Origin of the sequence: Leeuwenhoekiella sp. ZYFB001 (assembly GCF_011784865.1) — a bacterium.
Lineage (GTDB): Bacteria > Bacteroidota > Bacteroidia > Flavobacteriales > Flavobacteriaceae > Leeuwenhoekiella > Leeuwenhoekiella palythoae.
In genome coordinates, this window is the sequence record NZ_CP050460.1 from 844722 (window position 1) to 869446 (window position 24725).

General features: G+C 39.8%; 27 protein-coding genes. 3 read left to right on the plus strand and 24 right to left on the minus strand.

The window, feature by feature from the left end:
- Window positions 1-8 precede the first annotated feature (8 nt).
- Entirely contained in the window at window positions 9-1154 is a 1146-nt protein-coding gene (locus HCN54_RS03550; RefSeq protein WP_167596559.1) for an efflux RND transporter periplasmic adaptor subunit, read from the minus strand.
- 385 nt (window positions 1155-1539) lie between these two features.
- On the opposite strand from HCN54_RS03550, the gene HCN54_RS03555 reads away from it, so the two are divergent.
- Window positions 1540-2046 carry a hypothetical protein gene (locus HCN54_RS03555; protein ID WP_167596560.1) on the plus strand — a complete coding sequence of 169 codons (507 nt, stop codon included), beginning with the start codon at window positions 1540-1542 and terminating at the stop codon, window positions 2044-2046.
- 64 nt (window positions 2047-2110) lie between these two features.
- On the opposite strand, the gene HCN54_RS03560 is transcribed toward HCN54_RS03555, so the two are convergent.
- The 14 genes from HCN54_RS03560 to folE all read right to left on the minus strand — a co-directional run bounded on the left by HCN54_RS03560 (window position 2111) and on the right by folE (window position 14127).
- Entirely contained in the window at window positions 2111-3817 is a 1707-nt protein-coding gene (locus HCN54_RS03560; RefSeq protein WP_317172018.1) for a TonB-dependent receptor plug domain-containing protein, read from the minus strand.
- On the minus strand, window positions 3757-4278 hold the full coding sequence (locus tag HCN54_RS17555; protein ID WP_317172006.1) for a carboxypeptidase-like regulatory domain-containing protein: 522 nt from the start codon (window positions 4276-4278) through the stop codon (window positions 3757-3759). The genes HCN54_RS03560 and HCN54_RS17555 overlap by 61 nt, the downstream gene beginning before the upstream one ends.
- 70 nt (window positions 4279-4348) lie before the next feature.
- A complete protein-coding gene (locus HCN54_RS03565) occupies window positions 4349-4654 on the minus strand; it encodes a hypothetical protein (RefSeq protein WP_167596561.1) in 306 nt (101 codons plus the stop codon).
- A 49-nt stretch (window positions 4655-4703) separates the two neighbouring features.
- Entirely contained in the window at window positions 4704-6116 is a 1413-nt protein-coding gene (locus tag HCN54_RS03570) for an alkaline phosphatase (protein ID WP_167596562.1), read from the minus strand.
- A gap of 21 nt (window positions 6117-6137) precedes the next feature.
- Entirely contained in the window at window positions 6138-6671 is a 534-nt protein-coding gene (locus HCN54_RS03575) for a hypothetical protein (RefSeq protein WP_240924942.1), read from the minus strand.
- Complete coding sequence (locus HCN54_RS03580) at window positions 6661-7920, minus strand: ABC transporter permease (RefSeq protein ID WP_167596563.1); 1260 nt, start codon at window positions 7918-7920, stop codon at window positions 6661-6663. Before HCN54_RS03580 ends, HCN54_RS03575 begins: the two co-directional genes overlap by 11 nt.
- Entirely contained in the window at window positions 7917-8546 is a 630-nt protein-coding gene (locus HCN54_RS03585; RefSeq protein WP_167596564.1) for an ATP-binding cassette domain-containing protein, read from the minus strand. Before HCN54_RS03585 ends, HCN54_RS03580 begins: the two co-directional genes overlap by 4 nt.
- Before the next feature lie 17 nt (window positions 8547-8563).
- On the minus strand, window positions 8564-9370 hold the full coding sequence (locus HCN54_RS03590; RefSeq protein ID WP_167596565.1) for a hypothetical protein: 807 nt from the start codon (window positions 9368-9370) through the stop codon (window positions 8564-8566).
- 26 nt (window positions 9371-9396) lie between these two features.
- Window positions 9397-10245: a DUF5829 family protein gene (locus HCN54_RS03595; RefSeq protein ID WP_167596566.1), complete on the minus strand. Its 849-nt coding sequence runs from the start codon at window positions 10243-10245 to the stop codon at window positions 9397-9399.
- Window positions 10246-10517: 272 nt separating this feature from the next.
- Complete coding sequence (locus HCN54_RS03600; RefSeq protein ID WP_167596567.1) at window positions 10518-10826, minus strand: hypothetical protein; 309 nt, start codon at window positions 10824-10826, stop codon at window positions 10518-10520.
- 52 nt (window positions 10827-10878) lie between these two features.
- On the minus strand, window positions 10879-11793 hold the full coding sequence (locus tag HCN54_RS03605; protein ID WP_167596568.1) for an NAD(P)/FAD-dependent oxidoreductase: 915 nt from the start codon (window positions 11791-11793) through the stop codon (window positions 10879-10881).
- Between the two features lie 9 nt (window positions 11794-11802).
- Entirely contained in the window at window positions 11803-13014 is a 1212-nt protein-coding gene (locus tag HCN54_RS03610) for a GTP-binding protein (protein WP_167596569.1), read from the minus strand.
- A 5-nt stretch (window positions 13015-13019) separates the two neighbouring features.
- Window positions 13020-13358 (minus strand): MerC domain-containing protein, encoded by a 339-nt coding sequence (locus HCN54_RS03615; RefSeq protein WP_167596570.1) that lies wholly within the window; start codon window positions 13356-13358, stop codon window positions 13020-13022.
- A gap of 100 nt (window positions 13359-13458) precedes the next feature.
- The gene (gene folE, locus HCN54_RS03620; RefSeq protein WP_167596571.1) at window positions 13459-14127 is read right to left on the minus strand and encodes a GTP cyclohydrolase I FolE; all 669 of its coding nucleotides are present in this window, start codon (window positions 14125-14127) and stop codon (window positions 13459-13461) included.
- A 124-nt stretch (window positions 14128-14251) separates the two neighbouring features.
- Here folE and HCN54_RS03625 point away from each other — a divergent pair, with 124 nt between their 5' ends.
- The gene (locus HCN54_RS03625; protein WP_167596572.1) at window positions 14252-14632 is read left to right on the plus strand and encodes a Fur family transcriptional regulator; all 381 of its coding nucleotides are present in this window, start codon (window positions 14252-14254) and stop codon (window positions 14630-14632) included.
- A gap of 129 nt (window positions 14633-14761) precedes the next feature.
- On the opposite strand, the gene HCN54_RS03630 is transcribed toward HCN54_RS03625, so the two are convergent.
- From HCN54_RS03630 to HCN54_RS03660, 7 genes are all read right to left on the minus strand, one after another.
- Window positions 14762-16018, minus strand: coding sequence for a DUF4374 domain-containing protein (locus HCN54_RS03630; protein ID WP_167596573.1), 1257 nt, complete (start codon window positions 16016-16018; stop codon window positions 14762-14764).
- A 22-nt stretch (window positions 16019-16040) separates the two neighbouring features.
- Window positions 16041-18401, minus strand: coding sequence for a TonB-dependent receptor (locus tag HCN54_RS03635; RefSeq protein ID WP_167596574.1), 2361 nt, complete (start codon window positions 18399-18401; stop codon window positions 16041-16043).
- A 32-nt stretch (window positions 18402-18433) separates the two neighbouring features.
- Window positions 18434-19105 carry a class I SAM-dependent methyltransferase gene (locus tag HCN54_RS03640; protein WP_167596575.1) on the minus strand — a complete coding sequence of 224 codons (672 nt, stop codon included), beginning with the start codon at window positions 19103-19105 and terminating at the stop codon, window positions 18434-18436.
- 124 nt (window positions 19106-19229) lie between these two features.
- Window positions 19230-20840, minus strand: coding sequence for a PepSY-associated TM helix domain-containing protein (locus HCN54_RS03645; RefSeq protein WP_167596576.1), 1611 nt, complete (start codon window positions 20838-20840; stop codon window positions 19230-19232).
- A gap of 15 nt (window positions 20841-20855) precedes the next feature.
- Window positions 20856-21134, minus strand: a complete 279-nt coding sequence (locus tag HCN54_RS03650; protein WP_072984828.1) for a hypothetical protein — start codon at window positions 21132-21134, stop codon at window positions 20856-20858.
- Window positions 21135-21136: 2 nt separating this feature from the next.
- Window positions 21137-21397 (minus strand): hypothetical protein, encoded by a 261-nt coding sequence (locus tag HCN54_RS03655; protein WP_167596577.1) that lies wholly within the window; start codon window positions 21395-21397, stop codon window positions 21137-21139.
- A 196-nt stretch (window positions 21398-21593) separates the two neighbouring features.
- Window positions 21594-21944 (minus strand): hypothetical protein, encoded by a 351-nt coding sequence (locus HCN54_RS03660; protein WP_167596578.1) that lies wholly within the window; start codon window positions 21942-21944, stop codon window positions 21594-21596.
- A gap of 80 nt (window positions 21945-22024) precedes the next feature.
- Here HCN54_RS03660 and HCN54_RS03665 point away from each other — a divergent pair, with 80 nt between their 5' ends.
- Entirely contained in the window at window positions 22025-23038 is a 1014-nt protein-coding gene (locus HCN54_RS03665; protein WP_167596579.1) for a helix-turn-helix transcriptional regulator, read from the plus strand.
- 249 nt (window positions 23039-23287) lie between these two features.
- On the opposite strand, the gene HCN54_RS03670 is transcribed toward HCN54_RS03665, so the two are convergent.
- Together HCN54_RS03670 and HCN54_RS03675 are read right to left on the minus strand one after the other, a co-directional pair.
- Window positions 23288-23845, minus strand: a complete 558-nt coding sequence (locus HCN54_RS03670; RefSeq protein WP_167596580.1) for a hypothetical protein — start codon at window positions 23843-23845, stop codon at window positions 23288-23290.
- A 1-nt stretch (window position 23846) separates the two neighbouring features.
- On the minus strand, window positions 23847-24563 hold the full coding sequence (locus tag HCN54_RS03675; protein WP_167596581.1) for a helix-turn-helix domain-containing protein: 717 nt from the start codon (window positions 24561-24563) through the stop codon (window positions 23847-23849).
- Window positions 24564-24725: the final 162 nt, after the last annotated feature.

Consider the following 24725-nt stretch of genomic DNA (forward strand, 5'->3'; position numbering starts at 1 on the left):
CTGAAATGTTACAGACTGCTGGTAAGTTGACCTCTTTGAAGCGGTTTAACTTTGATGCCTGAAGCCAATTTATCTAAGCCCGAAACAACAATGCGATCTTTAGGAGATAAGCTTTTAGAGTCTACAATATAGTTGTCACCTGAGCGTCCTTTTGTAATGATCTCGCGGCGTTGAGCAATATTGTTTTCATCAAGAATAAAGACGAATTTCTTATCCTGAATAAAGGTAGTGGCACTCTGAGGAACAAGGATGGCACTTTGATAAATTTCTTCCATAAGAATTTTACCGGTGTTCCCTGATCGTAATAAAGTATCTGGATTGTTGAATTTTGCTCTCAGTGTGATCGAACCTGTAGAACGGTCGATCTGACCTGAATTTGCATCAATTTTACCTCCGTGCTCATAGATTGAACCGTCGGCCAATACAAGTTTTACCTGATCGTTAACTTTATTCTTTTTAGAAAGCGTATCATTTTTAGCACGCTCAAAATAAAGATAATCAGATTCACTCATAGAGAAATAGACGTATATGTCATTTACGTTTGAAAGATTGGTCAATGGCTCAGAATCTGTTTTCTTAACCACGTTACCAATAGATTTTGGGATACGTCCCATAAAGCCGTTTACCGGCGCTTTAATGGTTGTAAAATCAAGATTAATACGCATATTGGCAGCCTGAGCTTGGGCTTGTTGCAACGAAGAAAGTGCTACCTGATAATCTGCTTTTACAGATTTCATACGCACTTCAGAAATTACTTCATTATCGATTAGCGGCTGTAAGCGCTCAACATCACTTTGTGCTTTTTCAAGTTTAGCCTTCTCTAGGTTTACGTTGGCCATTGCGTTTTTATAGTCTTCCATATACGGTTGACTGTTGATTTTAAAAAGAGGCTGTCCTTTTTCAACAAACTCTCCTTCATCAACATATATTTCTTCTAGAATTCCATCTACTTGAGGTCTGATCTCAACAGACTCAACGCCTTCAATGGAGCCGATGTATTCAAAATTTTTAGCTGCGCTGGTTTCTTGTAAACTGATTACCGGAAGTGGCAATCCTTCATCTTCTACTTCTTCTTCACGACAAGAAGCAAAAACGGTAAGACAAAGCACTAGGAGTACAGCAAACTTTGTATTAGGGTTATTCAAATAATTCATTTTTCAATTTTTTAGGTTTCCGAATAGAATTATTCAAGAATAAGACCCAAACTGAAGAATTGAATGATTTAATCTGTTTTGCTTGTAAAACAAGAGTTTACGGGGAAAGGCGTTCAAGTGCCGTGTGCGCTGTTGAGGGTAAAAGTGTGGACTTATTCTACACTTTTGTAGAATTTTACAGAAGTCAACACTCTTCTTAAGAAGAAGCACTGTTACAACGAAAACGTTATTGTTGTAGTATTTATTGTTGGCGGAATTTAAAGGCAGTGCAGAGGCTTGAATACTAGAAGTAGTTATTTGGCTTCAAGTAAAATTTTTTCTGTGTTTAATCTTTTTAAGATACTCAAGTCTAGTATTTTACTATATTTCGACCAAATTAAAAATTATGAAAACTATATCTAGAACATTACTTAGCTTTTTTACATTCTTACTGGTATTAGTAGGATGTGAGAACACTCAAAAGAAAGAACTTTCCGCAAAGTTTGACAAGTTAGAAATGCAACATGACAGTCTTGAGCAGGTGCATGCCGAGTTCAAAACGGTGCATAGTGAAATGACTCAGAAACATCAAGAGTTCACAACTGCACTTGAAGGGATGGAATTACAAGATTCTACCATTCTTGAAGATGTTGCTAAACACGAGGCAATTTTGAAAAAACACGAGGCTACTATTGAGGGGCACGATGCAATGATCGCAGCACATGAAGAATTAAAGGCAGGTTTTGAAGAAAAATCTGAAGCTGAAATGGAAGCACAACTTGAAGAAATGATGGATAATCATCAGCAACTTATGAGTGAACACGAAGAAATGGAAAGCGAACACAAAATGATGATGGATGAGCATCAGGCTATTCTGGCTAAAGTAGATACCACTACAACTGCAGAAATGTAAAAGCTTGCGATAGTAATTGTAAAGACCCGCCAAGAGTGCTCTTGGCGGGTTTTCTATTTTAAGGCTATAACTTTAATTTAAAACCGCCGTTGATTACAAAGCCATCAACGGGAGCGTAAATATCTCTGAAATTTGGATCATTCAGTGTACCGGTATAAATCGTGTCAAAACGGGATTGACGCGTATCTAAAAAGTTCTCAAAATTGAGGAATACTGAAAATTTCTCCCCAAGTTTCTTTTCAGTCATTACGCCAAGAATCCAATAGGATTGACCGGTGGTGCCGTCATTTAACTTCTGCGGACTGTAATAATAGCCTTCTAAACCTATCCAGAAGTTGTCGTGTTTTTCATACATCAACACATTATTTAAGCGATGTTGAGACACTAAAGGATATTGCTCGCTTGCCCCGTTGTAATGCTGATTGACATCGGCCAGCGTATAACCTACAAACAATTTAAAATCTTTGTACTTCCAGCGCATATTAGCCTCGATGCCCTGACTGCAAATATGACCACCCGGTTGAACAAACTCATATAGTGCTCCCGAAGTGCGGTTGAGAACCAGCGGATCGTCAATACGTGTGTAAAACAGAAGCACGTTAGTTGACAAATTCAGGTCATTAGTGATAGACCATTTGTAATTTCCGTCCAGGTTGAAGCCAATCGAGCGTTCAGCGTCAGTCTCATCGATATTGATGGGTTTCACACTTCTAAATTGTAAGCGCTCCACATCTTCAGTAAAAACCGTGGGCGTTTTATAACCCATACCACCACCTATTCTAAAGGTGAGCAAATTAGTAGGCTCAAACATCAATGATAAACGCGGCAAAACAAATACCCCATAATCGCTCTGATAATCGGTACGCAAACCGGTTTCCAGCGTCCATCGTTCTTGAATATCCCAAATATTTTGTGCAAAAACTCCGGCGGTATAATTGGTGAAACTTAAGTCCTGAGCAGGATCACCTTGCTGTTGTTTAAAATTTTCGGTCCATAAGTTGGCACCGGCAACCCATTCAGTTTTGGTAAGGCTTGTTGCAATATTAATTTCAGAAAATGACGAGGTTTGCCTTCCGGCGAAAGTATAACTGGGAATATCAATTTCGCGTTCAAAAAAGCTAATACTGTTTTTAATCGTCAGCGCCGTGTTATCGCTTAACTGATGACTTCCCAATATTTGCGTTGAAAGTCGGTCTGTTTTATTCCGCTCAAAATAACCGGTTTCACTATCGCCTTTTACATAATCCATCGCGCCACCCAGGCGGTCCTCGTTTACATAGTTAAAACCTACATTCAAATTGGTTTTCTCATTGAGATACAGATAAAACTTTGGATTTAACGTAAAGCGCTCAAATTTTGGAATAGCCGTCAGTCCATTATCTGCCGGGTCGTAAGGTGTTCCCAAGTTATAGGATGCAAAAACCGTTGTTCCGGTTTTACCGTATTTTTGTGAGTAAAATCCGTTAAGGTCCAATCCCAGGGCAGAAGTTCCGTTTGCCATAAAACTCAATTCGGGTTCGTCTTCCGGAGTCTTCGAGATTAGATTGACGAGTCCGGCAATCGCACCGCCACCGTAAAGCGTAGACGAAGCTCCTTTTATCACTTCCACTTGCTTGAGGTCAAGCGGAGCGATCTGCATTAAACTCAATCCGCCGGAATATCCCGAATATAGTGGGAGTCCGTCCCGAAGTAATTGCGTGTATTTACCGTCTAACCCCTGAATACGAATGCTAGAATTGTAACTCGTCGCAGAGGTTTGTTGCGTCTGGATCCCGTACTTTCGCTGAGCAACATCCTGATATCGCCCGGTTTCATATTGCCTTTTTCGGCAAGTTCTTCGCCAGCAATAAATTCCAGGCGAGTGGGAATATCTTGAAAGGTACGCGAACTACGAGTAGACTGGATCACGACTTCTTCCATTACTTCCTCTGCGTGATGCAGGTAAAAGGTCTGATCGTTTTCTCCCGCACTCAACGGAAAAGTTCTGGTGATGTTTTGGGTATCAAAACCCATATAGCGCAGCTCAAGCGTATAAGTCCCGTTAGGGATATTCTCGATGCGCACAAGCCCTTCAGCATTAGAAATTGCGCCTTTATTTAATATTTTGATACTTGCCGAAACTCCATAAAGCGGTTCTTGCGTTTCAGCATTTTTAAGGGTTGCCACAAATGTATTTTGGGCAAAAGCTGCACTGCAACACAGCAGCAACAGCCATAAATGAAGATGTTTCATTTAAAGAATTTAAGATGATTAAAATGAGATTTCATTTCGCTTAAAGCGAAAAAAACAAAGCAAATTTTAATCACGCCTGGGGAGGCCGAAAGGAAGAATCGTAAAATTCTCCTGCTCTTAAATAACTGATTGAAATGATTTTTTTAGTAGGAATTTTTACTTGATTAAAGTCAAGATTTTCAAACTCTAGCACAGAAAATCCTGTACAAGTACCGCAGTTGAAAAAGGGAGAGCACGGCTCCTCACACGGGCCATCTTCACAATCATCCTCATCGTCTTGATGATACTCTACACCCGCAATATTTCCCACACAGCAAGTAACCGCCGAAAGGGAAAAAGTAAGTAGCGCAAAAAGTATCACTAGGATTTTCATCACTTCAAAAGTAAAACTTTTTGCGCCACTTCATCATTGGTTCAATGAATATCTAAAACACATTTTCAACTTCTGCGGCTTTGAGCATTAAATAATGTAAATCTGTATTTTTTACAAAAGGTTGCAAAAGTTCGCTTCCCGGCCCATACATCGCGAGTTCAACATAATCTGCTGAGTGCTGCATACTGATCCATCCTACGGAGTTGTAGCGTTTTTGAATATCTGCAAGCACCCCGAAAGGCAAATGCCGCGGATTGTACAAACCATCTTCAGCAACCAAATCATCATAATACTGCACAATAGTCTGCGCTTCTTCATCGGTGATGCCTATTCCATTAGCATAGTTAATACGTTCTTTGATTTGACTTAAAGTCGTATTCGGGTTAAACCCATTTAAGATCCATTCGTTAGAATGTTTGTAGTGCTGTATAGAATCAAAATGGTCATTGGCGTCTCCGCCATAGATCAGGCCGGGATTGGCATTTCCGTGGTCTGTGGTGATGATCACAAGGGTTTCTTTATCCTTTTCGGCAAAATCAATCGCTGTCTTAATGGCTTCGTCAAAAGCGATCTGGTCAAAAATGAGACCGGCGATGTCGTTGCCGTGTGCCGCCCAGTCCACTTTTCCACCTTCTACCAGTAAGGTAAATCCTTGTTTGTGGTCTTTCATCGCATCGATTGCCGTTTGGGTCATTTCTGCGAGAGATGGAGTTTCCTTTTTTAGCGTTTCCTCATTTTCACGGTCAATGGAATAGGGCAGGGCATCATTGCCAAAAACGCCAAGAATTGGTTTTCTGCGTTTAGCATTGAGCATTTCCTTACGGTTTTTAAAAACGTGATAGCCGGCATTTTCAAAAGCAGCGAATACATCTTTTTTATCTTTTCTCGCTTCCGCGGAAAAATACTTTTGTGCACCGCCCATCACCACATCAAATCGATGTTCCAGATACATTTCGGCTATTTCTTCCATCGTATTTCGTGATTTAGAATTCACACAAAATCCGGCCGGTGTAGCGTGTGTCGCCGGAACGGTGGTTACCGTTCCCGCTTTCTTTCCTGCTTTTTTAAATTTTTGCCATAAGGGTAAATGCTGTTCTCCGTTTTGGCTCACGTTGAGTGCGCCATTGGGCACGCGCACACCGCCGCCCCAAGAAGAAGCTGCCGCCGCCGAATCTGTTACTATTGAACTCGCCGAAGCGGTATCCATCAGTGCACGGGTCACTTTATTGTCGCTATACAGTTGCATCCAGTTGCTGCTGTCGCCGGTGTGTCTCCGCAGGTGCAAATCGGCCATATTTAGCGTTCCGGTGCTCATTCCATCACTCACCAGCATAATGATGTTTTTAGCCTTTTTGTTCTTGAAACTCAAGGCGTGCTCCGCAGCTTGTAGCGAGTTAAAAGGGGTAAGCAATGATGTACCTAGCGCTCCTAAAGTCGTATTTCTAAAAAAGTGTCTTCTGTTCATTTTTAATTGATTTTATAGGGGTTATTTAGCACGTTTTACGGTGCAATCGGTTAAAATGTAATTGAAATGGTTGATGTCATCGGCGTTGAGATTGAGTACGCCTGTAACTGTCACCACGTCATCAGTTCTATACTTTGATGGATTGTCAAACTGTAATTCTATGGCGGTTTCCGGGCCTGCAGCCCCACAGAAAAAACAAGAAGCCATTGGTGATTTTGAGAGAATATAAATGTCGTTTTCCGGATCGATATTTAAGAAGAAGCCGGTAATGGTCACTTGTTTTCCTTCCATCGCTTTGAGTGAATCTTCAAAATGTGGATACAGAAAATATTCTCCATAAGTTTCAAAATATTTCTCTTCAAAGTTCACTTGGGCAAGATCCTGCCAGATGATGTTTTTTTGGCTATAGCCAAAAAATGAAACCAGTAGGAATAGGCCTAAACAGAGTTTATTGGTGCCGCCAAAGGGTTTAATACTCCGTGGCTTGCCTCGAAATTGAAAATTCTTTTTCAACCAATGCCTAACGGGATTGCTCTGAGGTTGTTTACTTTTCATTGCTTAATATTTTTGAGACGTTCATTTTTAAAATGGGGAGTATGGCGAGTAAAATGGCGATGCCTACCATTACGAGTATTAAAATCACCGTTTTGACCATTTGCGTATAGGGTAATTTTAATAGTATGTTTTGATTGTAGCCACTTTTAAATGCTGAAAATGCAAAGTGCAACCCAACTTGCGACAGCAGTACCCCGACAAATAGAGAAACGAACACAAGCAAAAAGCCTTCATATGCCACGATGCGTACCAATTGAAAGTTGCTCGCGCCGTACGTGCGCATCAATGCCAAGTCAAAAGCACGCTCGCGTACAATTTTAAAGAGACTGATAAAAATGGTGACACAGGAAATCGCTAGGATGATATAGGCAATCCACGATACAGCCCTAACACCAACACCGGTGAAACTAAACAAGCGCTCCATCTCATAATTGGGTAGCGCCGCCTGCATATTGGTCTCTTTGTTGATGCGCCTGGGCATTGTTAACATCCCCATCGCATTGCGAAAAGAAACGAGCATAGCGGTAATTTCCTTTTCAGATTCCTTGTGATGATGTTCCTCGTCATCGTGATAATGTTCTTCTTCTTGATGGGGAGCAGTACTGGCGTGTGCTTCCTCATTATGTTCTTCTCCGTGATCGTGAACATCCCAGATGCTTTCTAACCGGGTCACAATAAGTTTATCAATGACTTTGTAGGTAGGTTTGTAGATACCCACAACGGTCAATGGGTGATTGTGCACTTCTACCGTGTTTTCTGTAAGTCCGTGTGAACTCATAAACGTATCGCCTATTTTCAAATCGGTTTCTTCGGCCACGGTGCTGCCCAAGAGTACTTCCATAGATTTTGACGGTTCACGGCCAGCTGCGAGTTTGGCTTCATACAAACCGGTAAATGCATCATTGCTTCCTAAGATTCTATACCCTTGATAATTGTCGCCATAAGAGATGGGCACCGCCTTTTTTATCAGCGGATTCTTGGTGATTTTTTCGGCTTCCGCCAAAGAGATATTTCCGGTAGGGTTGTCCATATGCAGTACACTGGCGAGCACCAATTGTAGCGGACTCCCTTTCGCGCCAAGCACCATATCAACATCACCCAGACTATTTTCAAATTGATATTTAATGGAAGCATCCAACTGCTGAATTCCCAACAACAAACCAATACTGATGGAAAGCGAAAGCACGATTAGCAAAGCATAGAGCGGTTTGTGAAAAATATTGCTTAAGCTGATTTTCCAGATATTCATAAGGTAATTTGGTTTTGAAATAGGGGTTTTACTCGGGCGTCGTGGGTGATGACCACCAGATTGGCATTTTGCTGCGCAGCTTGTTCTAAAAGCAATTGCATCACTACTTCACAATTTTCATCATCCAGACTTGAAGTAGGTTCATCTGCGAGAATCACCTGGGGCTGATGCACCACTGCAAGAGCAATACCTAGGCGCTGCAACTGTCCTTCGCTCAACTGATGTATTTTTTTGTTTTTATGCGTTGCTAAATCCAGTTGATCAAGCAGGTCGTGTAAACGTTCTCTTTTGGCTTTAAGCCCGGTAAAAAGCAATCGGGCTTCTAAATTTTGCATCACATCAAGCGAGCGAATCGCATAGTTTTTTTGAAAAACCAACCCAATATGCTGACCCACAAACCGGTCTCTTTTTTTAGCGGAAAGCGAGTGTAGTGTAATATTTTCAAGGTTTACGGTCCCTGTTTTAGGCTGGAGCAACCCTGCTAAAAGATGTAGCAGGGTCGTCTTGCCTATTCCTGATTTTCCCAAAATCAGAAGATTTTCCTCTCGTTCCAAAAGAAGATCCGGAAACCGCAAAGTTTCAAGAGTAGGGGCGTGTTGAAAAGAGAGGTTATGCGTTTGAATCATATGCTAAGGGTAATCAATTATTTAAGAGTCACAGTACGTTCTACCGTGTTGAAAGCTCCGGGAAGCACTTGGCCATCTTTGTCAAGCAGCTCTAGTTTTACGGTAGCTTCACCTTTAGGAAGTCCTTTTACTACGTAAGGCACCCATTCGGTCAGCTTGAATTCTTCACCGTTTAAGGTGGCTTTTACATAGTTACCACCTTCAGAAAGGGTTGTGTTTAAGAGGTAGAAATCTAACAGAAGGTTTTCGGTCACATCACCGGTGTATTCCCCTTTAGGGCGACTGTAAATCAAAGTAGGCTCACTCAGGTCAACCTCTGGAGCATCAGCAGATTCAGAACCTACGACCAATTTTTTAGCGATAAAAGCATTTGGGTTTTTTACGCTCTCGTGATACGAACGGCTCAAAAAAGCAACCAGATAATGCGTGCCATCTTCTAGTTCCTTTTTAAAAGTAGGCTCATAATGCGCGGAATAAGGGTCGTTGTCCACGATAAAGTGAATATGCTGTCCTTTGTCTGAGTTGGCTAGAGTCCCGGTCAAATCAGAATCGGTTTGTGCGCCCAACTCATAGTTTTGCACATCAAAAGCAAAATCGATTCCACCTGAAGTGGCTTTTACTGTTTCGGCGGTAGGTTTTGTGATTTTGAGCGAAGCTTCAGCATAGGCAGGTGACTCTTCTAATTTTTCAATAGTGATCGGGGTTTCAGCAGTTTCCTCAACCGCTTCAACTTCGGTTTCTGTTTCGGTTTCTTTTGGCTTGTCTTTGCAGCTAATGGCTAAAACGGTTAAAAGGGTAAAAAGGCTTACAAATTTGATTTTCATAATGTTTAGTGTTTAAAATGTTAGTGTTAATTAAGCGACCACACGGTTTGATATCCCGTGTTTTTTATGGTAAGGTTTTTAAAGGTTATAGTGCGGTGATCTGGCGCATTGAGCGTTGCAGCAATCGTAGTAATCTTACTTTTGTCTAAGGTCACATCGAGTCTAATACTCAGCTTGATACCGTCAACCACATAGAGCAGATCATTGTTGTTTTTACCCGCTATGGTACAGCCTAGCAATTGCAGTTCGCGCGCAATTCTAAAGTGATCGGCAAGGTTGCAATGCATTTCTATACCGGTAATCTCATTGAATAATTTATTGGGGTGATAAGCAGTTTTTAAAAAGGCTTGGCTGGTATATTCTGAGATTTCCTCATCGTGCAAATGCCCTAAAAATTCCGGATTGTAATAAGCGTACCAAGTGCTGAGATTGGTGGCCATTCCATAGGTGTAAAAGGCCTTGTACCACACCGCAGCGGTGTTGTTGATACTGAACGAAACCGTATCTGCCGCTTTGAGAAACTTGGTTCCGGTCTCGTGAAGTTTAGGAGCGTTTGCGAGTGAGAAGCCTTTTTTTTCGCTTAAAGCGAAACCAATACCGCTTTTTCCCACGGGTTCGTTAAATGCATTTTGTGGACCTAGAATCTCAATATATTGGCGCTTTCCTCGTAAGTATGCCGAAGTTGAACTGGCGTTGATAGGCGTAAAATCAGGAATGCCTTGATCTAGGTTGGCGTATTGTGAATTGATGAAATCACTGCCTTTTAGTTGGGTAAAAGTCACGCTGTCCAGAGTGATGTAAAAGTGGTCTAAACTGACGGTATTTAATGCTTTCTTGAACGTGTCTACAATGCGTTTTTCGTTGATGATAGACACATTATCTTGTTTGGTAGTGTTATTGCAACTTGTACAAAACAAAAGAGGAGTGAGTAAAAAATATAACAAAAGTCTGGCCATAACAATGCCATTTTGAAACCTGAAAATGCGGTTCTGTTCTACGGAAAATCAAATAGGTGTTGCAAGCGGTTTTGCTTGTAGAGGACTCTTTAGGATATTGAAATTGATTATACGTGTAGTGTTTTCGCGTAAAGCGAATAAAAAAAATAACAACACTGCGTATAAAACGCAATTATCCTAAAACTAAAGAATTACGCCTGAGCTGGAGGAGGGCGGGAGAACAGTGGGTTTGCGATGAAGTTATCGCAAAAAGTAAAAGCATAGCGGTCAACAATTTGGATGGTTGCCGGAGCTTGCGGAGTTAAAACTTGAAATGCTGTGTCATCAGAAAGTAACGCAGGATTGTAATGGTCGCCTACAACTGCGTGCTCGCACAATTTACAATGCACAAAATGCTCTTGATCACCGTCGTGCGCAAGTACGTGCAGCCCTAGCATTTTCATCGAAATGAAGAGCGCCAGCAATACAAGCGAAATTCTATGTTTTACGGTTTTGTGCATATCGAGTATCTAACAAATGTATAAAACGATTTAATAGAAATCTCAGATGCCTCTAAAAATCTTCTTGCGTCAACTCGTTATTAACCATAGCGCCTACGATATTCCCTGTTGAAACAGCATAAGCCACAGAGCGCATTCTGCTGGTGTTGTCGCCACAGGCGTAAATTCCCGGCACTTCTGTTTTTTGAAATAGATCTACTTTGAGGTGACCCGTTTCCGTAAGGGAGCAGCCCAATTGTTGCGGAATATCAGAATGTTGCTCAAAGGGCAAACCGGCATAAACGGCTTTTAAAGTCAGGGAAGTACCATCTTCTAGAATCACTTTTTCGAGCGTACCGTTTTGATGTTCAAACTTTGTAACCGGAGTTTCAATAATGTTGATGTCGTGCTTTTTAAGTTTTGCACGTTGGTTTTCATCAAAATCTGGTGTTCCTTGCGTAAGAATTGTGAGATCATCTGTGAGGTTATTCACCAAACTTGCAATATGAAAAGCGTGCTCGCCGTTGGCCATGATGGCTGTTTTATCAGATTTGAATTCGTACCCGTGACAATAGGGGCAGTGAATTGCGGTGATTCCCCAGCATGCTGAAAAGCCTTCAATATCTGGCATTACATCTTTGATTCCAGTAGCAAAAATGAGCTTTCTGGCCCTAAAGGTTTTCCCGGATTCGGTGCTGATTACAAAACCATTTTCAGCTTTGTTTCCGCTTAAAGCGAAATCTTCCAAGAAATGAACAGTGTCATAATTGAGCACTTGTTCTTTAGCTTTTTGGGCAATGACGTGCGGTTTTTCGCCATCGTGCGTGATAAAATTATGCGAGTGCGGCGTTTGTTTATTGCAAGGATTTCCACCATCTATGATTAATACTGAACGTAACGAACGCCCTAGCGCCATCGCGGCTGAAAGACCAGAATAGCTTCCACCAATGATGATGACTTCGTATGTAGTTTTGAATTGGGTTTTCATAATGTCACTTTATAAATTTTGATATTTCGGAATGGGCCAATTATCGATGGCCTCTAAGTTACCGGTTTTCCATTGGGCTAATTCGTCATCTGCTAATAAACACGCTTCAAGTTGTTGGGTAATACGATCCACCTCAAGATGCTGCCCGATGAATACGAGTTCGATCTTTCGATCTCCAAAATGCGTATCCCATTCACTTTCAATAAGCGCTTGATTATTTACAAAAGCCGCATAGCTGATGCGCTCGGCAAAAGACATTGAAGCCCACCATACGCCGGCAGGATCAGTTTTTAACGAACCGCCAGCCGAACTCCATATAATCGCCTGGTCAGGTCTTGAAGCTAACCAGAATAAGCCTTTGCTACGGATGATACTACTTGGAAATTGATGCTGAACAAATGCTAAGAAACGTTCAGGATGAAACGGTTTTTTACTACGAAAAACAAAAGAGCCAATGCCATATTCTTCAGTCTCCGGAGTATGCTCATTTTCTAGCTCGCGAATCCATCCCGCAGAAGCTTCGGCTTTTTCAAAATCAAAAAGTCCGGTATTGATCACTTCGTGTAAATCGATCTCAGAATTTTTGGTAGGGATAATACGTGCTTCAGGATTCAGCTTATGCAGGATATCGTATAGGTTACGGAGTTCGGCTTCGGTGACGAGGTCAACTTTGTTCAGTAAAATTACATTGGCAAATTCGACCTGATCTGTAAGTAAATTTACAATGGTGCGGTTATCTCCGTCAATATCGGTGAGATTGCGGTCTACCAAATATTGCGGACTAGAAAAATCTTTAAGGAAATTAAACGCATCAACTACGGTGACCATCGTATCCACATAACTGAAGGTACTCAGGTCAATGCTGCCATCCTCACTTTCAAAACTAAAAGTTTGTGCCACAGGGATAGGTTCTGAAATTCCTGTGCTCTCGATGAGGAGATAGTCAAACTTTTGGGCGTTAGCCAGTTTTTCAACTTCGACGATAAGATCTTCTCGTAGGGTGCAGCAAATGCAACCGTTGCTCATCTCCACCAGTTTTTCTTCGGTACGAGAAAGCGTGTTTTCGTTTTCAACCAACTGTGCGTCAATATTCACATCGCTCATATCATTGACGATCACGGCAACTTTTAGACCCTGTTTGTTATGTAAAATATGATTGAGCAGGGTGGTCTTTCCTGCGCCTAAAAATCCGCTAAGAACGGTGACCGGGAGTTTTTTCATAATCCTTAATGTTTGTGGTTGCTATAATTGATAAGATGCCCGGTGATGAGTCCGCCGGCACCAAAAAAGATCAGAACAGATTCTTGATGAAACACGCTTTCTAATAATACCGCCACCAATACAACTGTCCAAGAAATGGCCAGGAGCACTTTAATATACAGGGGCGCTGCGCTGCGCATCACCTTTATTACCGGAAAAATCCCAATGGTTAAAAAGCTAATGTCAATTATGGGATTGTGCGAAAATCCTAAAGGAAGTAAAAACAGTACCGGAGCCAACACACAGTGAATAAGGCATAGAAAGGCGGCATAAACGCCAATCATATCAAAATATTTTTCTTTCATTGAACTGGTTTTAATGTATCTATTTTCACGACACCTGCGCCCCAATCTTTCTGTGCGCTTAACACGTCTTCTTTTGTGATCATCAGTTGGTCTTTAAAGGTTATTCTATCGGGTTCAAGCAAGCCAAAAACTCATTACGGATTTCAGTATTTTCAAAGGCACCGCCATATTCTACAGTAATGGTAGAACTGGTTTTATCTTTGATTCCGCGGGAAGAAACGCAGAGATGTTCGGCATTGATCATTACAATAACGCTTTGCGTATTGAGCGTTTCTTGTAAATCTTTTAGGATCTGTAAGCACAAGCGTTCCTGTACCTGCGGGCGGTGTGCATAATAATTCACCAAACGGTTGATTTTAGAAAGCCCTATTACCTTTTCCTCAGGAATGTAACCCACGTGAGCAAAGCCGGTAATGGGTAAAAAATGATGCTCGCAGGCAGAGTCTATACTGATGTTTTGTTCCACAAGCATTTTACGATAACCATATTTATTGTTGAATGTGGAAAGCTTGGGTTTGTTAGCAGGGTTCAGCCCATAAAACAATTCTTTTACATACATCTTGGCTACGCGATACGGTGTCCCCGAAAGACTGTCGTCTGTGATATCGAGACCTAATTCTTCCATGATTTTTTTAAAATGCTTTTGAATGGCTTCAATTTTCTCTTCGTCAGATTTTACAAAGGCATCCTGGCGCAGTGGAGTATCTACATTATCAGAGTAGTGTGAATCTCCAATGGCTTCTAAAAGCTCGAGGTCAGTGTTTTTCATAATATTGAATTAATAAGGACTGATACGTTTTGCACTAAGGGCACATTTAATTCCTTATTGCAATTGAGTTGCAAAAGTAAATAATTTGGTTGTCAATGCAACCTAATTGCAATAAATTTGCAATATGGCAATTGTTAGAAAGACAAAATCTGTACACACGCTGCTTGAAGTAATGAAGCAAGCCGGGGAGGCCTTGTCTGTGGTTGATCTGGTAAACAGATTAGATCAAGAGATGAATAAAACCACAGTGTACCGTATTTTAGACCGGTTAGAAGATGAAGGGCTTTTGCATTCGTTTCAAGGAAAAGACGGCTTAAAATGGTATGCACAGTGTCAAGGCTGCTCGACCGAGCATCATACTGATATGCATCCGCACTTTCAATGTGTGCAATGCGGAAAAACTACATGTCTGCCGCTGGATGTGACCATCCCTAAAGTTCCCAATGTCAAGATTGAGTCAGCTTCTTTGCTGCTCACCGGCTTGTGTGAAGAATGTTTGACTTAATCACAGCTTGAGCGCTGTAGCCAAAGCGTGCGTGGTTCCCTGTGAACACTTATTTTAAAACTCAAAATTTACGACATAAAAAAAGCAGGCCTAAGCCTGCTTTTCTGCGTGTTATTGTGGCATTATCAATTATTCAACAACATCAAGTTTACTGATAGCGGTAATGGTACCACCTACAACCTCTTTACCTTGAGTAGCCGTTGCACTTGCTACATCAATATTATAGATCCAGCTTCCGGTTTCTGTGGTGATTCCTACGCTTACGGTGCTTTTATCGTCAGAAACGTAGTTACTTTTGCTTGAAGTGAGCACTACAGTTTCAGGATTTGGTGTACCACTTACAGGAGTTACAGTTTGATTGTAAACATCAATAATGGCATACTGATTTCCGCTGGCGTAAGCAGATGTTCTTTCAGAAGCCATAATTCCCACAAATTTACCGTTTCCTACATAGACCTGGTCTGTAACATACAAGCCGCCACTCGCTTCTTCTATGTTGAAGTAGTAATCGTCAAATTCAGTACTTCCGCTAGGAATACGAGTTACCGCAGAAGGTAAAGTAGAAGAGAGTTCGCCGTTTGTTGTAGCTACCGAAGAAGAAAATGCATAAGCATCCCCATTCTCATCAACACTTAATCCGTTTACGAAATAACGCCCAATAAAGCTGGTACGCTCATCGTGAATAGTAGTCTCATATTCCATTTCTGGATAAGAATAAACTGCGATGTTTGCTTCGTTAGGATAGATGGTTCCAAAAGAATCACTACAGCATCCTTTCATTGTGAAATAAGGTAGGTAAACTTTATCGCCCACCTGCGTTATCCAAGTAAAGAAAGCTAATTCGCCAGATTCTTTATCAGCCAATTCTTGTGTGTTGATCTGCCCTTCAGCAACAAATTGTAAAGTATTTGTATCAAAACGATACCAAGAAGCGATAGGAGAATCTGCATTTCTTGAAATTTTGATCAACAAGATTTCATCATCTACAGCAGCAAATGCCTGAACAGTTTCAGATTGAAAATCAGATAATTTCTCAAGCGAACCTTCAGCGTTCAATTCGTATGAAGTTACCGCACCAGGATTCCCCTGACCGTAAAGCATACTGAAGAATTTGTTATTTGTAGTGATATAATATCTGTATGTACCATCTTGTTCGATACCGTTTCCGGCGGTACTTATAGAACCTTCATTAATTGCATCTGTAGTTAAAATATAATCGGCAACACCTTCTGAACCCGCGGCAGTAGGCGTAGCAGTAATGATGTATTTTGATTCAACACCGGCTTCAGGATTCTCAGGAGATGTACCGTCATCATTGCTATCACAGGCTGTAAATAGCAAGCCCAATAGACCTAAAGTTCCAAAGATTAATTTTTCTTTTTTCATTGTTTACTTAATTAAGAGTTGTTTATAGAATTGTGTATTTGATTTTTCCGAAGAATGCACGACCGGGTTTCTGCAATGAGAAATTATCATAGAGGTTGCGATCGGTTATATTTCGGCACTCCAGCGTGAACTGTAGTTTTTTATTAAGCGTGTAGGTAAGGGTTACATCGTGCGCTAGCTGTTCTGGGATAACCAGTTTTTCACTTCCCTGACTAGGCCAGTACAAATAGAACTCGTGCACATAAAGCAGGTTATACCCTATATTGAAATTGTCGTCCTTTCTTAAGACGTTAAAAAAAGTATAGTTAGCGTCAGCATTTCCGTAGAGGTAAGGCATATTGGGAATTCTGTCGCGGTATACGATGCTTTCTACAGTTTGATCTCCCACAAAGCGGGTATCATTTCTGAGCTCTTGATAGGTGACGCTAAGACCGGCAGCAAATGATTTGCCGTGCTGATAGCGTATTTCACTTTCGATACCGGCATTGGTAACGCTAGCAAGATTGCCCATTACCTGCTTCGTCTGATTTTGATTAAGTTCAGGACGAATAAAATCGCTAGCATCGCGATAAAACGTGTTCAGATTAAAATTGATGAGATCCTGCTTAAAAGTTAGCCAATAGCTCGTACCTAAGTTATAGTTGTAACTGTATTCTGGTTTAAGATCTGTATTACCTTGAAGGTTGATCACATCACCAAAAAGTTCGTTAGCTGCTGGAAGTCTGTATGTTTTTTCAAAAGAAGCTTTAAACTGAAGATTCTTATGTAAGAAATAGGTTAGTGCAGTACCATAACCTATATGGTTAAAAGTATTGATGGTATTGTAATACGCCACATCACCATAGTTACCCGTAGGATTGTAAGAAGCGGTAAACTCATTTTGCTGAAAGAAATTCTTCATAAATACCGAAGCGTTCCAGTTCTCTTGCTCATAAGTATAACCAAGCCCCAATACGTTTTTCATCGTTTTTCTAGGTTCATCATAACGATCATTGTCAGGGTTGGCTTCGTCTTCTCCTTTTCGGTTAAAGGTGTTAAAGGTGTTGCTTAAAGCAATAGTTTGATGGTCATCTATTTTGTAATCAAAAGACGCTGTAGCAATACCATTATTGTTGCGGTACTTGTATAAGGAGTAGGAGCGCTCACCACCGGCTCCTTCATATTCTTTAAATTGCCCCAACCAGTTATATCTGCGGTTTAGCGTATCAATATTTTGTTCAGAGCCTAGGTTGTAGTTGGCACTAATACGCGCATTTAATTTCTTGATGATAAAATCATCCTTCTTATATTTTAAACTAGGCATCACAATATTGGCTCTACGGTGCCAGCCTCCAAAAACACTTACCAAACGTGCTCCGGTTTGAATTTCCTGATAGCTCTTGCCTAAAGTAACTCCTAACAAGAGCTGATCTGCATACGATTTATTAACCACCCCAACATTAATAATAGCAGTCTCGTTATGATACTGATCATTAAAGCGCTCTACTTCTTGATTAGGGTAATACTCTCCCGTATTGATATCTGCGACATCTACGTCAACTTTATAGGTGTTATCAGAATAATTTTGAAATGCATTGACCTGAGCGGTAAAACCAGAATCTGAAACATAAATGGCATTTACAGTGCTTCTATGGGTATTAAATGAGCCGTATGAATAGGATGCTTCTAGATGATTCTGCGTATACGAATTGGTAACAATATTAACCGCTCCACCTAATGCATCAGCACCAAGACCAATGGGTACCACACCTTTATAGACTTCTATGCGATCAGCGAGATTTACAGGAATATTATTCAGTTGAAAGGCTGAACCGAAATTTTCCATAGGAATTCCATCAAGAAAAAATTTGATCTGTCTTCCTCTGAATCCATTTATCGAAAAATTCATTTGTGATCCAACTCCTCCGTTTTCACGCACGCGCACCCCGCTCACTTTGTCTAGAGCGTGACCCAAATCTAAAGTGGTGTTGCTCAACTTTTTTGTGTCCACTACACTTACGTTAAAGGCTTTATCACGCACTTGCTGAACCACGCTTTTTCCTGTAACCGTAACTTCATCAAGAGCGTTTGTAGCTTCTTCGAGCGTAATGTTTAGCGTTAATTGCGTATTTCCTGTAAGTTCGATCGCTTGGCTAAATGTTTTAAAGCCCATAAAAGAGGCCTCTAAAGTAAACCTGCCTTTTTGCGATGATTTTAATTGGTACGAACCATTGTCTGCGGTTAAAGTACCGGTGGTGGTATTCTTGATTAAAACAGTAGCTCCGGGAATAGGTTCTTGATTTTGATCCAAGATTTTACCTGTGATCACATTTTGAGCATTACCTGCTATACCGATGAGCATTAAGGTAAAAGCAATCACAAGATTGCGTAGTTGTTTAGACATATGGCGTCGTAAATTGATTGTTGAAAATTGAATTATTTAGTAACCTTGAGAATGGTATAATCGCGTTCTACTGCGGTTCCCATTTTACTCAAGACTGAATCTGTATGCACTTTTAGTTGAAAATTAGAGAAGCCGCACTTTTCCAAAAGGCTTAATAGCTCTACTGAATCATAAAGCTCAAACCCATGCTGAGTAAAAGGCAACTGCTCCATAAATTTGCGTTCTGCATAACCTAACACCAGTGCACCACCTTTTTTTAAGAGCTTATAAAGTTGGGAGATTATTTTAGCAGGTTCTTGCCAGAAATACAGTGTGTTTACAGCAATAATCTTATCAAATTCAGCCTCTGAAAAATCTAAGAGTTTGCCATTATAGGCTTTAAACTCTAGTGCTTGTTGTTTAGCGAATGCGCTATTGTATTTTTTTGCTTCTTCGATCATTAAAGTTGAAATATCGAGGCCTGTATAGGTGAGGTTCTTTTTGTTTTTTAATACGTGAGAAAGGTGCCAACCATTTCCCGGACCCAATTCTAATATGTTATTGTTATGTTGTACATCAAGCGCAGTGAACGCGTTGATAACCATTTCTTTATTTGATTCTTGCATGCGCCGCGCAACGGCAATTCCTTGAGGTCCTGAAGGACATCCCAGCTGGTTAGAAAGCTCTATTAAATCTTGTGTACTCCATTTTTTATATGTTTCCATAACCTTATTATTTAGATTGAATACAAATTAGCACAAAGCTAGGAGCATTCTTTTTATTCCAACTACGCAAGGCGGAGAATGAGCTACGTCATACGGATTATATACTAGTGTTTCAGTTTTAGATTTATGCTCGTGAGCGTTTAACAGTTGAAGCTTTTGAGATGTCTTTATTTTTCAGTTTAAAGACCACAGCGATAGAGCTCAAACTCATCAAGATCCAAAAGAGATCAACCACAAAAATCTGACTGAAGCCTGAACTCCAAGATACCCAAGGCCAATTCCCGGTTACAAGTCCGTTGGCGACAGGAACACTTAGCGCTAGGATACTTCCAAGAATGAGACAAATTTTATTGATGAGGTAATTATTTCTAAGGGCAATTAAAACTAAGCTTAGGCCTAACCAGCTGTAAAAGAATACGTGATATATAAAGGTCTGGCGCATGTCACCTAGATCACTACCAAAAACTTTGATCGCTGTGAATGTAGCTGCCGTAATAGGATATAGACTCAGGCAGGCAGCCATATAAATATGAACTAACCATTTATTAAATATGCGTTTTGCAGGGGCAACATGTTTTTTATCTCGGGCCACAAGCCAAATGAGCACACCACTTAGGATTACAAAACATGTAATAAACCCAAGTAGGAGGTAAATAAGTTTCATGCCGTAACCTCCAAAATCACCATAATGTAACCTGCGCAGCAGATTGAGTGAACCTTCGGCATAAGAGATTTTTCCGTAGGGATCTTTAGTGTTTACCACTTGACCATCTTGAACACGATAAGTGATATGACCGGTACCTAAAAGCTTTTGGTCAAAATCTGGCGCCCCATAGATCTTTACATGCATACTTTGGTCACCGTAGTTAATGACATCAAGCGCGGTAAGCTTAATGTCAGGCCATTTGTTAAGCGTTCTGGCAACAAAATCGTTTATAGATGGTACAGTTTCTAACGGCTGGTACGTAAACTCATAAGTTGGATTTTCTTCATACTGAATATCCTTGGTAAAAGCTTGTACATCATCACCATAAATAAAGGATTGAACTGGTGGAAACATAACCATATAGCCTATAATCAAGAAGCAACCCGTAAGTGCAAACATAAACTGGTACGGCAAGCCAATCATCCCAAGGGCCACGTGAGCATCAGTCCATATATTTTTCCATTTTCCTTTAGGACGGAATACATAAAAGCTAGGAATGATTTTTTTCCAATGCACAATAACACCGGTGATCACAGCAAACAAAAAGAAAAATGCAACAAAGCCCGAAAGGTAGTACCCTGATCTGCTAAAAAAATTAAGCTGTGCAAAAAAATGCAACCTGTAAAAGAACTCTCCAAGACTATAATTAGAAGTGTAATCTTCTTTTTTAAAGGTATCCATATCCATATAAAAGAAGTTTCCTCTACGACCGCGTTGAGGTGCATCTTGTATGGTGGTATCTTTAGATTTAGTCATTGTCGCCCCTAATCTGCGCTCAAAATAGCGGTGGTTGAACATCAAGTCTCTACCATATAAAGGCTTGTCTGTGCTCAATTCGTTTAAGGCCTGATCAAAATCTATTGTACTAAAATAAGCAGACTTAATGGGTTCATTGCGTTCCCAAGCATTGATCTCATCTCTTAAAAATGAAATGGATCCCGTAAAAAAGATAACATAAAGTAATGCGCTTATTACAATACCACTAATGGTATGCGTATGAAAAAACACATTGTATAATCGTTGTCCCATAGAAGGAGTTTAGCGTTAGATTAAATTGATGAGACTATATAATACTGCACAGAGTAGTGCATATAGGGCTAGAATTTTATATCCGTTTTCAACGAGATAGACCACTAAAAAGAGCGTTACCCAAACCGCAAAACCAGCGTACTGAAGCGTGATCAGTGTTTCGGTAGGTGCGGCAAATTTTAGAATAAGCATAAAAAGCAGTTGCGTGATGCAATAGCCACCTACAAATCCGGCAATAAGTTTAGCGAGTCGTTGCCACGGGGAACGGGTAAGGTGTTTTTTGTTAGCCGGCATAGTTATAAGAATAATTCAAGAATTAGCGCTAGTAAAAAAACTACAGCCAGTTGTTTACTATTGGTAATAAATAAGGGCCCTATCAGCACTTGAATGCTTGCGATGGTCATTAGAATTACGAGAAAAGAAAAACTTCCGGATCCAAGCCCTAGATTAATCACACATAAAATAAGGCCAAGCGTCATCAAAAATAGCCCTAAGTATTTACTGGTTTTTGCATTTGAAGATGCCCATAGGACTACCGGATTTCCCTTTGGTAGCATAGCTCGTTTTGACGTGCTGTAGCAGCAATAAAAGCCAAGAGCGGTTAATAGAATACTTAAGCTGAGCATAGCAGGTTATTAAAATTTACTTTTTGCGGCTGCAAATATGTACGGAATTAGAATGGTTCTAAATACGCGAGGCGGAGAAATAGATACGTCAGGCGGAATTTAGTCTCTAGCATTTCGCTAAAGCTGTTCAAGAATCAATCTCATGATTCTTTAAAGTTTCCTGCATTTCAATGTGAAACGTAGCTCCTACAAGAAGTTCTTCAAAATCAGCTAAAAGCAGCGGGTCTACCATAAGACAGAGTTCACTATTGGTGTCAGGTAAGTATAATTTATCAGGTAGTTTGCCTTGACAATTTTCGCAGTAACACGGCTGAAAATAGGACCTCACAATATTTAGAAGGGAATAAATATCTTTTTTAGACATAAAAATTCCCATCGAGTCGATTACCAATTGATAGTTGCATTTAGGATTGGGTGCATCAGAAATCGTGAAGACTGAACCGTACGGATTCTTGTAAATCAATGACATATATGACATAACTAAAAGCTTTTAGTTTATTTACTATTTAGATTAAATAAAAATAATATTTTTGTGGTTATTACATCGATTTATAAGAAATGATACATACGCGAGCGGGAGAAATTAGATCAAGGGTTGAGGAAGTTGCGCGTAGTATTGTTCTAACATCGCGAAACGAAATTGAACAAGCTGGAGCGCGTTTTTCACTAGAGCGCATTAATGCAGCGCATCTTGAGAGCACGGCTACCTTACAGGAAAATGATTTAGATCTTAAAATTACAGATGCCTTTCTTGAAGAGTTTGCGATAACCCGCGTACAACTTACATCATATAAAACGGCACTTCTGCAATGGCCGCAGCAGGATGAAGCTTCGGTAAAAATTGTTCTTTTATTAAAAGGGAAAATAGTGTTGTCTGTAGCTAATAATCTTGTTACGCTGCAACCAGATCATCTAAATATGATTTATCAGCGTACAGATGCCTTGTCATTGATGCATGAAACAGGTGCTACCGATTTTGTGGTGTTGACCTTATCTGAAAATTTCATAAAAACGCTTATTCCGCAAACAGAGCACGATGTATTTGATAAGGATACTCAGTTAAAAATATTCTTTGAGTCTGGATTTAAAAAGTCTGCTGTGATGTCTGACTTAATCATCCATATTTTAGATTACAAATGTCCTAAATATCTTAAACGCATTCACTTGCAATCTAAAATAACCGAGTTGTTTTTCCAGTTGTTATTGGTTTATTCAGAGAAGCAAGCGACCGTTACACAGATGCCGGTACATATAGAAAAGCAAATGTATGAGGCTCGGCAACAAATTATTGAGAACATCAGAAATCCGTATACACTAAAGACGCTAGCCAGAACTATAGGGACTAACGAGTATGAACTAAAACGCAATTTTAAGCAAACCTTTGGGGTGACGGTTTTTGGGTATATCAATGAAGTACGTATGCAACGCGCTCAAAAGTATTTAAAAAGTTCGCATTTGAGTATTGCCCAAATAGCAGATAAAATAGGCTACAAAAATCCCCAGCATTTTTCTACGGCTTTTAAAAAGAGTACGGGTGTGACACCAAGTGCCTATAGAGATAAACTTAATTGAATTTACCTGAATTATATCCGCATAAAAAAAGCAGCTACAAATTAATGTAACTGCTTTTTTAAGTAGCGAGAGGGGGGCACGATCCCCCGACCTCCGGGTTATGAATCCGCTTTTTTGCCACTTTAGAACGTAAACACTGGGGTTGCAGCGTGTTATTTTATGAAATATGCTGTTATAGTATTCGATTTAGTATGCGATTCAGTAAGCGTATTTTTGCCATTTGAGCACCGGGTTTATCCTTATGCTCAACTATTTATCGCTATTTACTGTCTTAATAATTAACTCTAAAGTTTCTTTAATTTCTCTATCTAACTTAGATTTTATATCATCTTCTAGATAGCCTTCATCCGTATAAATTCTGACTTTAGAAATTTTGTTTTTTAAAAGATCACTAAAACCTGATTCAGAATAAAAATATGCATCAACGCCCCATAGACCACTTCCCCATAAACCACTAGCAGCATCTCCTTGTCCAGCTACTACACTTTCTATTGGATAATACTCTGATTTATTCCCGTTTTCGTACAGGAAAATAATTTTATTATCATCATTTATGGAGAAGACTTTCCCGCCATTTAAAACCATTTTAATATTAAGCTGAATAGTCCCATTAATCTTAACGAAACCGTAATTGACAGTTGATTTATTTTGAAGCCAAGAACTACCTTTACTAATTAGTGTGTTAGAATTAGTCTTAATAATTTTATCTCCGGTAAATTCATCAACTTTATTTTCTATTATCTTTTGAGCAGCAACAAATTGAATAAGGAATATTAAAATAGTTGATATGAATAGATTTTTTTTCATTTTACATCTGTCTTTTGATAATTCGGAAAATTTGATAAACCTCGTTCAGATTTATTGAAAATTGTTTTACAAACTCCCTATTGTTATTTCTGCTTTCGCAAACTATATCTCCTGATTCCTTATTAAAATCTACTATGTCTTTATGATAAATACTGTCTTTGCATAATATAATGAATCCGTGTTTTGCATCGTGAAATCCATCTTTCCAGTGATGTCTCCCTATTTCCCTAGCTAAAACTAAAGCTCCATCCGGGACATCGTCAATCATCCCACTATTCATACTTTCTCCTTTAATTTTAAATGCTTTATAATTTCCTCTACCGTAGCGATCAACGTTGAATACAACTTTCTCGAAATCTTCATGAACACTCGCTTCCTCTAAACTCTCCAAATAACTAGCGTAAGCATCAAAGGGTATTAGGTTTACTTCTATATCAAAACTCCCATCAGGTTTTTCAAAAAACTTGTTACCGTTAGAATTTACTAACTGATCATATAAGGAACTATTATTATCAGAAACAGAATAATTATCAGCATTACTGTCTTTTTCAAAATAAGACAGCAATAGGTCAATAGTTTTTTTCCTTGGATTTTTAGAAACACCGTTCAAAATTTTTCCAATCCCCGATTCTGTCAACCCTGTAGCTTTCGCTACCTCATAGGCTGAAGTATCAGTATTATTGAAGTAATGTAGAATCCTTTCTAAATCAGACTTCACGAATTTTACAATTTAGAATTATTACAAATAGACAGTATATACTAAACTTTAACAATTTTACTGTCTTTTAATACTGTCTAGTACAGTATATTTGCTAGACAAAACAAATAACACAACGAGACAAATATACTTTAAATATTAGTCTTAAGCATTAATAGATAG

Coding starts and splice junctions, on each gene's coding strand:
- HCN54_RS03670 (WP_167596580.1), bottom strand. CDS start 23,845: ATGAAAAAAAATCTATTCATATCAACTATTTTAATATTCCTTATTCAA.
- HCN54_RS03640 (WP_167596575.1), bottom strand. CDS start 19,105: ATGGAAACATATAAAAAATGGAGTACACAAGATTTAATAGAGCTTTCT.
- HCN54_RS03600 (WP_167596567.1), bottom strand. CDS start 10,826: ATGCACAAAACCGTAAAACATAGAATTTCGCTTGTATTGCTGGCGCTC.
- HCN54_RS03580 (WP_167596563.1), bottom strand. CDS start 7,920: ATGAATATCTGGAAAATCAGCTTAAGCAATATTTTTCACAAACCGCTC.
- HCN54_RS03665 (WP_167596579.1), top strand. CDS start 22,025: ATGATACATACGCGAGCGGGAGAAATTAGATCAAGGGTTGAGGAAGTT.
- HCN54_RS03590 (WP_167596565.1), bottom strand. CDS start 9,370: ATGAAAATCAAATTTGTAAGCCTTTTTACCCTTTTAACCGTTTTAGCC.
- HCN54_RS03655 (WP_167596577.1), bottom strand. CDS start 21,397: ATGCTACCAAAGGGAAATCCGGTAGTCCTATGGGCATCTTCAAATGCA.
- HCN54_RS03635 (WP_167596574.1), bottom strand. CDS start 18,401: ATGTCTAAACAACTACGCAATCTTGTGATTGCTTTTACCTTAATGCTC.
- HCN54_RS03575 (WP_240924942.1), bottom strand. CDS start 6,671: ATGAAAAGTAAACAACCTCAGAGCAATCCCGTTAGGCATTGGTTGAAA.
- HCN54_RS03645 (WP_167596576.1), bottom strand. CDS start 20,840: ATGGGACAACGATTATACAATGTGTTTTTTCATACGCATACCATTAGT.
- HCN54_RS17555 (WP_317172006.1), bottom strand. CDS start 4,278: ATGAAACATCTTCATTTATGGCTGTTGCTGCTGTGTTGCAGTGCAGCT.
- HCN54_RS03550 (WP_167596559.1), bottom strand. CDS start 1,154: ATGAATTATTTGAATAACCCTAATACAAAGTTTGCTGTACTCCTAGTG.
- HCN54_RS03615 (WP_167596570.1), bottom strand. CDS start 13,358: ATGAAAGAAAAATATTTTGATATGATTGGCGTTTATGCCGCCTTTCTA.
- HCN54_RS03555 (WP_167596560.1), top strand. CDS start 1,540: ATGAAAACTATATCTAGAACATTACTTAGCTTTTTTACATTCTTACTG.
- folE (WP_167596571.1), bottom strand. CDS start 14,127: ATGAAAAACACTGACCTCGAGCTTTTAGAAGCCATTGGAGATTCACAC.
- HCN54_RS03660 (WP_167596578.1), bottom strand. CDS start 21,944: ATGTCATATATGTCATTGATTTACAAGAATCCGTACGGTTCAGTCTTC.
- HCN54_RS03650 (WP_072984828.1), bottom strand. CDS start 21,134: ATGCCGGCTAACAAAAAACACCTTACCCGTTCCCCGTGGCAACGACTC.
- HCN54_RS03610 (WP_167596569.1), bottom strand. CDS start 13,014: ATGAAAAAACTCCCGGTCACCGTTCTTAGCGGATTTTTAGGCGCAGGA.
- HCN54_RS03605 (WP_167596568.1), bottom strand. CDS start 11,793: ATGAAAACCCAATTCAAAACTACATACGAAGTCATCATCATTGGTGGA.
- HCN54_RS03570 (WP_167596562.1), bottom strand. CDS start 6,116: ATGAACAGAAGACACTTTTTTAGAAATACGACTTTAGGAGCGCTAGGT.
- HCN54_RS03625 (WP_167596572.1), top strand. CDS start 14,252: ATGGCAATTGTTAGAAAGACAAAATCTGTACACACGCTGCTTGAAGTA.
- HCN54_RS03585 (WP_167596564.1), bottom strand. CDS start 8,546: ATGATTCAAACGCATAACCTCTCTTTTCAACACGCCCCTACTCTTGAA.
- HCN54_RS03630 (WP_167596573.1), bottom strand. CDS start 16,018: ATGAAAAAAGAAAAATTAATCTTTGGAACTTTAGGTCTATTGGGCTTG.